The following is a 12494-nucleotide window of genomic DNA, read 5'->3' as shown; positions in this document are numbered from 1 at the left end:
GAACTATCCCTTCGAGGTGGTGTCGAGCAGTTCGACGTTGCCGTCGAACTGCCACAGCGGATTCGGGGCGTCCCCGGTCGAGGTCCGCACCAGGAAGTAACCGTTCACTTCCTTCGGCCCGTCGCCGTCAGCCACGAACCGCCCGTCTGAGGTGATGTCAAGCTGGTAGATGGCCGTCCCCGCGACCGTGGCGCTGGGAAGATGCCAGGTCACGACGCAACGCCAGTCGTTGCCCGCCCCCTGTTGGGCGCCTTGGCCGTCGCTCTTGGTGCACGCCGCGGTGGCCCGCAGTTGCGCCTCGGTGACGGCAGGGCGGTGGAGCTGCTGGGTCTGCATGCGGTAGAGGTGGGCGAAAGCCGTGGCGACCGACCGCTGAACCTTGTCCTGCTCGATTCCGGAGCCCGTCGACGGGGTCGCCACGGCGACCACCGCGACGGTGAGGGCGGTCAGTCCGACCAGCGGCAGAAGTCCGCCAGAGATCGCGCGGCGGCCGGAACCGTCGTAGGCCAGGTTGGTGAAGTCACGGCGGAGGAAGAGCAGATACGCCAGTGCTGTTGCGAGAACGGCCCACACCAGGCTGACCGCGATGCCGATCAGAAGCGGGCCGAGCTGTGCCGGGTTGGTGAACAGGCCGTTCCAGGAGATGAAGGCGTAGCCGGGCAGGGCGAGGCGCACGGCGACGGGCAGCGGCAGCATCTGCGCGACCGACATCGCCAGCGCGACGATCGGGGGCAGCAGCAGCCCCATCGGGGACCGTCCCAGGGCGACCGAGCCGAGGAGTCCGATCGCGGCGAGGGCGAGGGTCGGAGCGAGGGCCGCAACCCAGGCGAGCAGGACCCGGCCGGCCGCGTCCCCGGGCGCCAGCAGATGTCCGTCGAGGCCGACCAGCGGCTGGTTGCCGACCGCCACGACCCCGCCGACCGCGCTGGAACAGGCCAGTCCGGCCACGAGCAGCAGGATGACGCTGAGGCTGGCAAGTGCCTTCGCTACGAAGATCCGTCGAGGCGACCGGACCGCCACGAGCAAGTGGCGCCAGGTGCCGAGCCGGTCCTCGGAGGCGAACACGTCACCGGCGACCACCGAGATCAGCAGCGGGAGCGCCCAAGTGCCCGCGAAACCGAGCATCACCAGCGGTCCGGCCCACCCTGTGGCGTGCATCCAGCGACCGAAGAGGGTGTCGACGGGGAGCGTGCTCTGCTGGCTCACCGCGGCGACGAAGAGCGCCGGCGCGATCCAGCAGGCGAGGACCAGCAAGCGGATCCGCCATTGCGACACCAACTTGACCAGCTCGAAGCGGTAGCCGCGCGACACCGAGACGCGCGGGGCGGCAACGTTGTCGGCGGCGACGGTCGCGGTCATCGGCCGGCCTCCTGCTGCTCGGTGAGGGCGAGGAACGCGGCCTCGAGCGGCGACACCACGGGAGTGAGCTCGCGCACCGCGATGCCCGCGTGTACGAGCCGCACCACCAGTTCGTCGAGGGCGGGCACCTGGGCGCGCACGACGAGCCCCTCGGCATCACGCCGTGCCCCGGCGTCGTCGATGACGCCGATCCCGGCAATGTCGACAGCCACCCAGCGGGCGGCCTGCGGGTCGGAGGTGAGCAACCAGTAGTCGAGTTCGGAGTTCTCGGCAGCCAGCTTGCTCAACGGGCCCGAGAAGACGACCCGTCCGGTGGCGACGATGGTGACCTCGGAGCACAGCGCCTCGAGGTCGTCCATGCGGTGGCTCGAGAGCACGACGCTGGTTCCGTCCGCCGCGAGCCGGCTGAGGACACCGTGCACGTGTTTTTTCCCGGCGGGGTCGAGGCCGTTGGAAGGTTCGTCGAGTACGAGGAGCCGGGGCTTGGTGAGCAGGGCGGCGGCGAGCCCGAGCCGCTGACGCATGCCGAGGGAGAAACCGCGGGCCCTGTCGTCGGCGACATCGGTGAGCCCGACCTGGTCGAGCACGTCGTCGATCCCCGTCGTCCGCGCGTCGTGGCCGCGAAGAGCGGCCAGCGCGGCGAGGTTCTGCCTGGCGGTGAGCGAGGGGTAGAGACCGGGCCCGTCCACGAAGCCGGCGACACCGTCGGGAGCGGTAAGCGCCCGCCCGACCGGCGTACCCAGGATCTCGAGGCGGCCGCCGTCGGCGACCGCCAGGCCCAGCAGGAGACCGAGCAGTGTCGTCTTGCCGGCGCCGTTCGGTCCGACCAAGCCGTGGATCTGCCCCTGCGTCACATCCAGGTCGATGCCGTCGAGTGCGACGACGTCGCCGAAACACTTGGTGATCCCGCGAGCCCGGACTGCGAGAGGTGTGTCCATGAGTCCCTTCTTTCGAAAGCCTCAGGGACCCTAGGGACGGCACACAACACAGGCACAGACGGTTGGTTGAACGTACATGGAACGGATCGTCAAGACGTCGGCAAGTCCACGCGCACAAAACAGCCAGCATCGAGGCAGACTTGGGCACGTTGGAGGCCAGACTTTCGACGCCGGGCCTTGGCCCGGTGGGCCTCGTCACCGTTGGCCTCGCGGGCAAGACTGCGCCGCCGGCCCGCAGGGGCCGGGCCCGCCAGGCGGGCCCGGACGGGTGGCCGGATCAGGCCGGGTCAGTCCGCCGGATCGAGGAACGTCAGTACGGAGGCGTCCTCCTCGATCAGCGGGGCGAGGGCTGCGTTGAACGGCGCGCCGTACGGGGCGTTCAGGTGTGCCTGGAAGGCGTCCTCGTCCCGGTACACCTCGAAGATCCAGTAGGCGCGCGGGTTGGACGCCTTGGTGTAGACGTCGAAAGCGAGGTTCCCGTCTTCCTCGCGCACCTTTCGGGCGTAGTCCAGCAGCAGGCGGGCGACCTCGCCTTCCGCTCCCTCGCGGGCGGTGAACTCGGCGAGCAGGGTCTTGTTCACAATGTTCGTCTTCCTCTGTGGTCGGGGGTCAGTCGCGACAGGAGCCGAGGTGCCGGACATGGGCGCGGTCCAGCGTCACCTTGCCGTTCCTGGCCTGCAGGGGTGCTGTCTGGAGGCCGGGGAAGGTGCTGTTGAAGTCCACGGCGCCGGAGCGGGTGCGGTCGACGTACAGCTCCTGTGTCGTGGTGTCGTAGCCGATGACGGTCTCCTCTCCCCCGGCGCCGGTGCGCACCTTCAGGCCGAACCGTTCGGCGTCCTTGAGGGAGAAGGCGGCCTCGATGTCGGCGTCGTCGTCCACGGCGCCGAAAGGAGATGTCAACGTTGACCTATGTCATCGATGACATCGAGTGCGCCCGATGATGGTGGCAATCCTGCCAACGCGTCAACGGTGCGGGCTCGGTTGCTGCGACGCGGCCCGTCTGCCCGATCGAGCAGGGCCGGCCGACCTCGGCGCCGCGCCTATCTACCCGTCACGCGCCTTCGACGGCCGCGAACTGCGCAAGCTCGCTCTGCCACGGCGGATTGGGGCCGGCGACCGAGCAGGTCAGGGCCGCGACCTGGACGGCGAACCGGCAGGCTTCCGCGACATCGCCGAGAGCGAGATCTGTAAGCCGACCACCGAGGAGTCCGCGGGCGCCGAGGTGGTGCAGCAGCCCGGCGGTGAAGGAGTCCCCCGCCCCGACCGTGTCGACCACCCGCGTCACCACCGCGGGCACCTGCAGCCGTTCGCCGTCGAGTGACACCAGAGCACCGTCGGCGCCACGCGTGATCACGACAAGTCGCGCACCCGCGGCGTGCCAGGTGTCGCACGCCTGCTCGGGCGACGTCTCGGGCAGGAGGAGCGCCAGGTCGTCCTCACTCAGCCGCAGCACATCCGTGACTCCGCACCAGTGCTGCAGCCTGGCGCGGTAGACCTCGGGGCGCACCAGCAGCGGCCGGACGTTGGGATCGATGCTGATGGTGGCCTGGGGAGAGGCTGTTGCCAGGAACTCCTCCACCGCCGCCGCGCCTGGCTCACGGACCAGCGCCAGAGACCCGGTGTGCAAACAGGCAGTTTCGGACAAATCAACCCTCGCCAGTTCCTCTGGAGTCCACTGCCAGTCTGCCGTGTTCTGCGCATGGAACGAGAACGTGGCCTGCCCCTGTGTGTCCAGCTCCGCCACGGCCAGCGTGCTGGGCTCGGGGGCCTGGACGGCATACGACAGGTCCACGCCGGACGCCTCCAGGTGGGCCCGGAACAGGCGGCCGAACACGTCGCCGGACAGTCGCGCGAGGAAGCGGGCCGGGGTACCCAGCCGTGCCAGGGCGACCGCCGTGTTTGCGGGTCCGCCGCCGGGCAGCACCCGCAGTGCAAGTTCATCCGAGGCGCTTGCGGGTTCACAGAAGGCGTCGGCTACGCACTCTCCCAGGACGGTGATCTGACTCGGGCTCATGGGCTGCTCTTTTCTCAGAAAGTACGGGCGCACGGGGACGCGTCGCGACACAGCCGCTGAACAGCTACGAGCGGGCGACGGCCACAGACGTTGCCGATTTGTGACGAGTGCAGGGCATTGACGTTTCCGCGAACCGGAGTCCATCATCCTCCGCAAGCCGTGTCAACGATGACATAAGTCAACGATGACACCTCGGGACGGCATGCTCCGATGCCGGCCGCGCCGCTCGCAATCCCGCAGGAGTCGTTCATGTCTCGCACCACTCGTCTGACCCCCTCCCTCCTCCGAGCCGCTGCGTGTACGGGCATCGCGGCCCTCACCCTGACGGCCTGCGGATCCGGCTCAGGATCCGCCTCCGGCTCCGCGAGCTCCGGATCAGGCAGCGTCAAGGTCGGCCTGATCACCAAGACCGACACCAACCCGTTCTTCGTCAAGATGAAGGAGGGTGCGGAGAAGGCCGCCAAGGAAGACGGCGTCCAACTGATGACCGCCGCGGGCAAGTTCGACGGGGACAACGCCGGTCAGGTCACCGCCATCGAGAACATGGTCGCCTCCGGGGTGAAGGGCATCCTCATCACCCCGAGCGACTCCAAGGCCATCGTGCCCGCGATCCAGAAGGCCCGCGCCAAGGGCGTCCTGGTCATCGCCCTGGACACGCCGACCGAGCCGGAGAGCGCGGTCGACGCCCTCTTCGCCACCGACAACCTCAAGGCCGGCGAACTGATCGGCGAGTACGCCAAGGCCGCCATGCAGGGCAAGTCGGCCAAGATAGCCACCCTCGACCTCGCGCCGGGCGTCTCCGTCGGAGTCCAGCGGCACAACGGCTTCCTGAAGGGCTTCGGCGCCACAGACAAGGACGTCGTCTGCGCCCAGGACACGGGCGGCGACCAGGCCAAGGGCCAGACCGCGATGGAGAACTGCCTGCAGAAGGCGCCCGGCATCAACGTCGTCTACACCATCAACGAACCGGCAGCCCTGGGCGCGTACACCGCGCTGAAGGCCAAGGGCCGGGAGAAGGACGTACTGATCGTCTCCGTCGACGGCGGCTGCGCCGGCACCCAGGCGGTCAAGGACGGAAAGATCGCCGCCACGTCGCAGCAGTACCCGCTGAAAATGGCCGCCGAGGGCGTCAAGGCCGTCGTGACGTACGCCAAGGACGGCAAGAAGGCGTCGGGTTACACCGACACCGGTGTCACCCTGATCACCGACAAGGCGCAGACGGGAGTCACGTCCAAGGACACCGGGTTCGGCCTGGAGAACTGCTGGGGCTGAGCCGGCCCCCGAGGACCGTACGACGTCGCCTCTCCCCTCAGCGGGGCGGCCGGCCCCGACCCCTCCCCGACCTGGGCCGGCCGCCCCCTCGTCCACTTGTCTTCCGGCAAGGACTGACAAGGACTTCTGTCTTCCGACAAGGACTTCCGCATGACAGCCACGACCACGCCGTACGCCGAGCTCAAAGCGCCGACCACGGCCCGCAGACTGCTCACGGCACCGACCACCGGCCCGCTGGTCGCCCTTCTTCTGGCCTGCGTCTTCTTCTCCCTCTCGACCGACCAGTTCCTCACCGGCGGGAACTTCTCCCTGATCGTGCAGCAGGTCATGGTCGTCGGCACCCTCGCCATCGGCCAGACCCTGATCATCCTCACGGCGGGCATCGACCTGTCGTGCGGGGCCGTGATGGCGTTCGGCAGCATCGTGATCGCCAAGATGGCGGCCGAGGGCTCTCTGCCGCCGCTCCTCGCCATCGCCCTGGGCATCGTGGTCTGCGCCGGCTTCGGCCTGCTCAACGGGCTGCTGGTGCAGAGGATTCCGCTGCCGCCGTTCATCGTGACCCTGGGCATGCTCAACGTCGCGTTCGCGCTGACGCACATCTACTCCGAGGAGCAGACGGTCACCAATCTGCCCGGCCCGCTGACGGCTCTCGGGCAGACCTTCCCGCTCGGCCACACCGACATCACCTACGGCTCCCTCGTCACCATCGCCCTGTTCCTCCTCCTCGCCTACGCACTGAGCAGCACCAGTTGGGGCCGGCACGTCTACGCCCTGGGCAACAGCCAGGAATCGGCGCGGCTGAACGGCATCCGCACCTCCCGGCTGACCATCGGCATCTACACCGTGGCCGGCCTGCTCTACGGCGTCGCCGCCCTGCTGCTCATCTCCCGCACCGGAGTCGGCGACCCCCAGGCAGGCCAGACCGACAACCTCGACAGCATCACCGCCGTAGTCCTCGGCGGCACCAGCCTCTTCGGCGGACGCGGATCGGTCCTGGGCACCTTCATCGGCGTCCTCATCGTGGGCGTCTTCCGCAACGGGCTGCAGTTGATGGGCGTCGCCTCCATCTACCAGACCCTGATCACCGGTGTCCTGGTGATCCTCGCGGTGACCGTCGACCAGATCTCCCGGAAGAAGGCCCGATGACCGCCACCGACTCCCCCACCCCTGTCCTGCAGGCCCGCGGTCTGGTCAAGCGGTACGGGCACGTCACCGCCATCGACGGCGCCGACTTCGACCTGCTGCCCGGCGAGGTCCTCGCCGTCATCGGCGACAACGGCGCCGGCAAGACCAGCCTCATCAAGGCGCTCACCGGCGCGCTGGTCCCCGACGCCGGCGAGATACGCCTGGGCGGCGAACCGATCCAGTTCTCCGGTCCCCAGAGTGCACGCGCCCACGGCATCGAGACGGTCTATCAGGACCTGGCCGTGGCCGCGTCCATGGACATCGCCTCCAACATGTTCCTCGGCCGCGAACTGCGCCGCCCCGGCGTCCTCGGCAGTGTCTTCCGCATGCTCGACAAGAAGCGCATGCGCCAGGAGGCCGCCGAGCACATGGCCGACCTGAAGATCGGCCTGCGGTCGCTCACGCAGGCGGTCGAGACACTCTCCGGCGGACAGCGACAGGCTGTGGCAGTGGCCCGTTCCGTCGCCTGGGCGCGCAGCGTCGTCGTCATGGACGAACCCACCGCCGCCCTCGGCGTCAAGGAGTCCGGCCAGGTACTGGACCTCATCCGCCGCGTCCGCGACAAGGGCATGCCGGTCGTCCTGATCAGTCACAACATGCCCCATGTGTTCGAGATCGCCGACCGGATCCACGTCCACCGGCTGGGCCGGCGCGCCGCGCTGATCAAGCCCTCCGACTACTCCATGGCGGAGGTCGTCGCCATCATGACCGGCGCGCTCAGCATCGATGAGACCGGGGGTACTGTCGTAGCGGATTCCGAGGCCGCGAAGGCCGCCGGAGTCCAGGCCACCTGACCACACGACCCAGTTCTCGCAGTTTCCGGCCGAGGCCGCGGCCGGAACAGAGAACTCACAGGAGACGGTTTTCCTCCATGGCAGCGAACCGCCGACCCACCTTGGCCGACGTCGCCCGAGAAGTCGGCGTCAGCGCCAAGACGGTCTCCCGTGTCCTCAACGAGGACGGACCCGCCTCGGCGCAGACCAGGGAACAGGTGCTCGCCGCCGTGGCCAAACTCGGGTTCCAGCCGAACCTCATGGCACGCAACATCCGCGTCGGCGGACCCGACACCACCATGGGACTTGTCATCCCCGACGTCGGCAACCCCTTCTTCGGAGCCGTGGCCCGCGCCATCGAGGACACCGTCCGCGAACGCGGACTGACTCTGCTCATGGGCTCCTCCGCGGACGATCCCGACCGCGAACGCGCGCTGACGGACAAGTTCCTCGCCCGGCGCGTCAGCATCCTCATGGTCGTGCCGTCCGTCGGCGCCGACCACTCCCATCTCAAGTCCCACCGCACGGCGGGACTGCCCGTCATCTTCCTCGACCGCCCCGGAGTCGGCCTGTCCACGGACAGCATCGTCAGCACCAACCGTGCGGGAGCCCATGACGGCGTCGCCCACCTGATCGCCCACGGCCACCGGCGCATCGGCTTCGTCGGCGACCTGCCCGTGAAGCTGTACACCCGCCGCGAACGCCTGGCCGGTTACCGCTCGGCCTTGGAGGAAGCCGGCCTCCCCTACGACCGCACCCTGGTCACCAACGCGCACGACCAGCAGGGCGCTGCGACCGCGACCTCCCAACTGCTCGGCCTGGCCGATCCCCCCACCGCCCTGTTCGCCGGCAACAACATCGTGGGACTGGGGATAGTCGCCGAACTCGCCCGCAGCAAGCGCAAGGACGTAGCCGTCGTCGCCTTCGACGACGTGGCGCTCGCCGAAGCGCTCGAACCGGCCCTGACCGTCGTCGCCCAGGATCCCGAAGAAATCGGCAGAACAGCCGCGACCACCGCCCTGGCACGGCTCGACGGCGACCGCTCCCGCGCCCGCACCATCACCGTGCCCACGCGACTGATCGTCCGCGGGTCAGGCGAACAGCCTGCCCCTGCCGCACAGAAGGCGTGACCGGCCGTCGGATCACCCGGTGCCGTGGCCGGCTGACCTGCCTGGCGCGGGCAGGGCGCTGACCAGCCGGTCGATCTCGTCGTCCGTGTTGTAGTAGTGCACGGAGGCGCGGACGACCGATGTGAGGGCGCGGGGTTCGAAATCCCAGCGTGCGTAGTCCGCGACGGAGACCGAGACGTTGATCCCGTCGGCTTGCAGCGCGCGTGCGATTGCGTGGCTGTCGTGGCCGTCGACGGTGAAGGTCACGATGGCGCATTGCCGTACTCCCCTGTCGTGGACCCGCACTCCGGGCAGATCCCGGAGTCGTGCGCGCAGGGCGGTGGCGAGCTGGGTCACGCGGTCCTCGATCGTGTCCAGGCCGAGATCGAGGGCGTAGTCGACGGCGACGCCGAGGCCGAGCTTGCCGGCGTAGCAGGTCTCCCAGTTCTCGAACCGGCGGGCATCGGCCCGGACCTGGTAGGTGTCCGACGATGTCCAGGTGGCGGCGTGGAGATCCAGGAAGGGAGGCTCCAGCTGCTCACGGATGCGCGGGGAGCAGTACAGGAAGCCGGTGCCGCGCGGGCCGCGCAGGAACTTGCGGCCGGTCGCGGTGAGCAGGTCGCAGCCGATCTGCCCGACATCGAGGGGCATCTGGCCGACCGACTGGCAGGCGTCCAGCAGGTAGACCACACCGGCCTCACGGGCCACCTCACCGATCTCGGCGGCCGGGTTGACCAAGCCGCCTTGCGTGGGCACATGGGTGATCGCGATCAGCTTGACCCGTTCGTCGATCATGGAGCGCAGTGCGTCGACGTCGAGCTGGCCGTGCTCGTCGTCGGGCACCACATCGATGCGGACGCCATGGCGGCGGGCGGTCTGCAGGAAGGCGATGGCATTGCTCGCGTACTCGGAACGAGCCGTCAGGATCCGGTCGCCGGCCGCCCAGGGGAAGGAGTAGAAGGCCATGTCCCAGGCGCGCGTGGCGTTCTCCACCACCGCAATGTCGTCCCGTCCGGCGCCCACCAGGCGAGCCAGCGCGTCGTATGTGTGCTCGATCCGCTCGGATTGCGCGGCCGCCGCCTCGTATCCGCCGATCTGCTCCTCCAGGCGCAGATGCTCGACCACCGCGTCGACCACCGGGCGAGGCGGCAGAGCCGCCCCCGCGTTGTTGAGATGGACCACCCGTCCAACTCCTGCCGTCTCGCTACGGACCCGCTCGACGTCGATCAGTGCCACCAGCACCCAGCCCCTTCAAGATCCTCGTATCCTCACGAACGAATCGGGGACGACCAAAATCCCCGAGACGCCCGTACCACCCAATGCCCGCTGCCCGTCCGGCACCAACAGCAGCCCGGCCGGGGGTAGCCGGGCCGAGCGGCTGCGGACGGTCGTGAGTCCGCCTCGCCGCCCATGCGATCTCAGCCTCGCCGGAGGTGAACAACTGCGCGCCGACTCGCGTACGGAGTTGATCCGCTCGAACCGCGTACACGCCGTCCGCTCCACCGCCGCCACGACCACACCGCCCATCACACGATCGGCAGCACACTACCCCCGCCCGGAGCCAAACGATCACCACGGGTATCCGGGGTTCCCACCGCTCTTCACGCGGCGGAAGAAGGCTTGGGTACGCCGGACACCCATCCGATCACCAATCGGTGAGCCGATTCCTGCTATCGGAACTCCGATACGAAGGGTCGCTACGCTGGCGACCATGAAGAACCAGACGCTCGCCACGGGTCAGAATCATCCGGCAGCCGGCGGCACCCAACTCCCGCCGCACGCGGATCTGAACCTGCTGCGCACGTTTCTGGCCGTGTACCGCTCGGGGTCCTTCACGGCGGCGGCACCGCGGCTCGGACTGTCGCAGCCGACCGTGACCGCGCAGATCCGCACGCTGGAGCAGCAGACCGGACGCGAGTTGTTCACCCGGCTGCCTCGCGGGGTCGAGCCTGCCCCGTACGCCCACGAGCTCGCAGGAAGAATCGCGGGCCCGCTCGACGCACTGGCCACCCTCAAGGACGCCGGCGCGGTGGCCGCGCCTGTGCACCTGGCCGGGCCGTCGGAACTGCTGTGCGTCCGGGTCCTGCCCGCGCTCGTCCCGCTCGTCGCCGACGGGGTCCAGCTGCGTGTCGCGCAGGGTCTGCCAGAGCCGCTGCTGGAGGAGATGCGCTCCGGTCGGCACGACCTGGTGATCGCGACCCGGCGGCCGCGAGGCCGGGCGCTGGAGACGATGCCGCTCGCCGACGAGGAGTACCTGCTGGTCGCGAACCCCACCTGGGCCGAGCGCGTCGCCGGGCATCCCGAACCCGTGTGCGCCGCCCTGCGCGACATTCCGATGGTGACGTACGCGGAGGACCTGCCGATCATCCGACGCTACTGGCGCACCATCTTCGGCAAGCAGCTCACCGCCCAGGCGGCCGTCACCGTGCCCAATCTCTACGCGGTGCTCTCGGCGGTCAACGCGGGTGCCGGTTACAGCGTGCTGCCCCGCTCCCTGTGCCAGGAGTACCTGGACTCCGGCCGCCTCGCCCTCCTCCACGACCCGGAGGAGCCACCGCTGAACACCCTGTTCCTGGTCCAGCGCCCCGGCGCCGACGCCAACCCCGACGTCCTGCGCGTCCGCGACCGCCTGCGACAGGCGGCCCGTACCTGGTAGCGACGGCCGTGCCGGTCCGGCGTCGGCGTCGGCCGTGCGGATCCTGCAGTAAATGCATGCGCCATCAGTGAAGGTCGGCCGAACTACGATCACTTCCGTGCCTGATGCCACTGCCCTGAACGGAAGCGGTCTGCCCGTCACGATCGTGAACGCGTGCCTGCGGGAAGGCCGCGGCGGCAGCCCGACCGCAGTTCTGGACGAGACGGACCTGAGCAACGATGAACGCCGCGCGGTGCCTGTTCTGATGGGGACGTCACACGCCGTCTTCCTCTCGGTTGAGGACAGTGGACACGACGGTCCAGACGTGTCGTTGCGCTTCTTCACTGCCACGGGTGAACTGCCCGCGTGCGGCCATGGGACGGTCGCGGCTCTGGCATTTCTGGCCGAGCGCGCCGGGGGCGGGGAATGCCAGGCCACGCTCCGCACCTCGGGAGGCGTCTTCCTCGGCCGGGTCACCCGGGTGAACGGCCAGTTCAAGGTCGCATTCGAGCCGGGGTCTGTCGACGTGTGTGAGCCCGCAGGGAGCGAACACGCTTCCCTCTTTCACGCCTTGGGCATCACCTCGGACATGCTCGCTCCCGGCGTCTGCGTCGCCTCACTGGGGCGGCAGCGGTTGCTCGTCCCGGTGCACACAAGATCCGCTCTCGCCGCTCTCTCCCCGGACTTCGACCGGCTTCGTGACGCCTGCGACCGCCTGGGGCTGCTGGGCTGTTACGTCTACAGCGTGCCGACGGCCGAAGGCCGCGTCACGGCCCGTATGTTCGCCCCGTCCATCGGCGTCCCGGAGGACATCGCCAACGCCAACAGCACTGCCTGCCTGGCCTTCCGTCTGGCCCGGGAGGGCATGACCGACATCACCGTGGACATGGGCGACGCGCTCGGTGCCCCCTCGACCATCACGGCTGCAGCGTGGCAGACCGAGGCCGGCCCTCGGGTCCACGTCGGTGGCGCCGCGACCATTGCACGCATCGTCCGTCTTTGACGCAGGCGAACGAGGCGGCCTGCCCGGCCCTGCCCGGCCCATGGATCCGGAAGCGCACGCCATCGATCAGGTGCTGCCGGTCCGGGCCCGGACCGGCAGGCGTCCCGGCTGCCTAGGCCCTGTCGTCAAATTCCCGTCGTCCGCCCGGAGGGCGGGCCTCGCGGTGTCTGGTGCGTGCGATCGCAAGGCGCCGGAGCGCCCTCGTG

General features: G+C 69.2%; 11 protein-coding genes and 1 pseudogene. 6 read left to right on the top strand and 6 right to left on the bottom strand.

Annotated features, from left to right (window positions below):
- Positions 1-3: 3 nt before the first annotated feature.
- The 5 genes and pseudogenes from ACWD4J_RS33095 to ACWD4J_RS33075 all read right to left on the bottom strand — a co-directional run bounded on the left by ACWD4J_RS33095 (position 4) and on the right by ACWD4J_RS33075 (position 4311).
- Complete coding sequence (locus tag ACWD4J_RS33095; protein WP_451399173.1) at positions 4-1359, bottom strand: ABC transporter permease; 1356 nt, start codon at positions 1357-1359, stop codon at positions 4-6.
- Positions 1356-2297 (bottom strand): ABC transporter ATP-binding protein, encoded by a 942-nt coding sequence (locus ACWD4J_RS33090; protein WP_451399172.1) that lies wholly within the window; start codon positions 2295-2297, stop codon positions 1356-1358. Before ACWD4J_RS33090 ends, ACWD4J_RS33095 begins: the two co-directional genes overlap by 4 nt.
- A gap of 287 nt (positions 2298-2584) precedes the next feature.
- Positions 2585-2878: a putative quinol monooxygenase gene (locus ACWD4J_RS33085; protein ID WP_451399171.1), complete on the bottom strand. Its 294-nt coding sequence runs from the start codon at positions 2876-2878 to the stop codon at positions 2585-2587.
- A gap of 70 nt (positions 2879-2948) precedes the next feature.
- Positions 2949-3161, bottom strand: a pseudogene (locus ACWD4J_RS33080) (GH32 C-terminal domain-containing protein); the annotation flags it as partial.
- 187 nt (positions 3162-3348) lie between these two features.
- Complete coding sequence (locus ACWD4J_RS33075) at positions 3349-4311, bottom strand: carbohydrate kinase family protein (RefSeq protein WP_451399170.1); 963 nt, start codon at positions 4309-4311, stop codon at positions 3349-3351.
- Between the two features lie 249 nt (positions 4312-4560).
- Here ACWD4J_RS33075 and ACWD4J_RS33070 point away from each other — a divergent pair, with 249 nt between their 5' ends.
- The 4 genes from ACWD4J_RS33070 to ACWD4J_RS33055 all read left to right on the top strand — a co-directional run bounded on the left by ACWD4J_RS33070 (position 4561) and on the right by ACWD4J_RS33055 (position 8671).
- The gene (locus ACWD4J_RS33070; protein ID WP_451399169.1) at positions 4561-5583 is read left to right on the top strand and encodes a substrate-binding domain-containing protein; all 1023 of its coding nucleotides are present in this window, start codon (positions 4561-4563) and stop codon (positions 5581-5583) included.
- A 150-nt stretch (positions 5584-5733) separates the two neighbouring features.
- Positions 5734-6729: an ABC transporter permease gene (locus tag ACWD4J_RS33065; protein ID WP_451399168.1), complete on the top strand. Its 996-nt coding sequence runs from the start codon at positions 5734-5736 to the stop codon at positions 6727-6729.
- On the top strand, positions 6726-7562 hold the full coding sequence (locus ACWD4J_RS33060; RefSeq protein ID WP_451399167.1) for an ATP-binding cassette domain-containing protein: 837 nt from the start codon (positions 6726-6728) through the stop codon (positions 7560-7562). The genes ACWD4J_RS33065 and ACWD4J_RS33060 overlap by 4 nt, the downstream gene beginning before the upstream one ends.
- A 77-nt stretch (positions 7563-7639) precedes the next feature.
- Positions 7640-8671 (top strand): LacI family DNA-binding transcriptional regulator, encoded by a 1032-nt coding sequence (locus tag ACWD4J_RS33055; RefSeq protein WP_451399166.1) that lies wholly within the window; start codon positions 7640-7642, stop codon positions 8669-8671.
- 12 nt (positions 8672-8683) lie between these two features.
- Here the strand turns inward: ACWD4J_RS33055 and ACWD4J_RS33050 are convergent, their stop codons facing one another.
- On the bottom strand, positions 8684-9886 hold the full coding sequence (locus tag ACWD4J_RS33050) for an aminotransferase class V-fold PLP-dependent enzyme (protein ID WP_451399165.1): 1203 nt from the start codon (positions 9884-9886) through the stop codon (positions 8684-8686).
- A gap of 475 nt (positions 9887-10361) precedes the next feature.
- Between ACWD4J_RS33050 and ACWD4J_RS33045 the strand changes: the two genes are divergently transcribed.
- Together ACWD4J_RS33045 and ACWD4J_RS33040 are read left to right on the top strand one after the other, a co-directional pair.
- Positions 10362-11306 (top strand): LysR family transcriptional regulator, encoded by a 945-nt coding sequence (locus ACWD4J_RS33045; RefSeq protein ID WP_451399164.1) that lies wholly within the window; start codon positions 10362-10364, stop codon positions 11304-11306.
- Between the two features lie 97 nt (positions 11307-11403).
- Positions 11404-12288 carry a PhzF family phenazine biosynthesis protein gene (locus ACWD4J_RS33040; protein WP_451399163.1) on the top strand — a complete coding sequence of 295 codons (885 nt, stop codon included), beginning with the start codon at positions 11404-11406 and terminating at the stop codon, positions 12286-12288.
- Positions 12289-12494 lie beyond the last annotated feature (206 nt).

It is taken from the genome of Streptomyces sp. NPDC002577 (assembly GCF_053594815.1).
This window is presented reverse-complemented; position numbering and strand designations above follow the sequence as displayed.

Excerpts from the sequence above, each read along its gene's own strand:
- ACWD4J_RS33095 (WP_451399173.1), bottom strand. The coding sequence starts at position 1,359 with ATGACCGCGACCGTCGCCGCCGACAACGTTGCCGCCCCGCGCGTCTCG.
- ACWD4J_RS33090 (WP_451399172.1), bottom strand. The coding sequence starts at position 2,297 with ATGGACACACCTCTCGCAGTCCGGGCTCGCGGGATCACCAAGTGTTTC.
- ACWD4J_RS33075 (WP_451399170.1), bottom strand. The coding sequence starts at position 4,311 with ATGAGCCCGAGTCAGATCACCGTCCTGGGAGAGTGCGTAGCCGACGCC.
- ACWD4J_RS33070 (WP_451399169.1), top strand. The coding sequence starts at position 4,561 with ATGTCTCGCACCACTCGTCTGACCCCCTCCCTCCTCCGAGCCGCTGCG.
- ACWD4J_RS33065 (WP_451399168.1), top strand. The coding sequence starts at position 5,734 with ATGACAGCCACGACCACGCCGTACGCCGAGCTCAAAGCGCCGACCACG.
- ACWD4J_RS33060 (WP_451399167.1), top strand. The coding sequence starts at position 6,726 with ATGACCGCCACCGACTCCCCCACCCCTGTCCTGCAGGCCCGCGGTCTG.
- ACWD4J_RS33055 (WP_451399166.1), top strand. The coding sequence starts at position 7,640 with ATGGCAGCGAACCGCCGACCCACCTTGGCCGACGTCGCCCGAGAAGTC.
- ACWD4J_RS33045 (WP_451399164.1), top strand. The coding sequence starts at position 10,362 with ATGAAGAACCAGACGCTCGCCACGGGTCAGAATCATCCGGCAGCCGGC.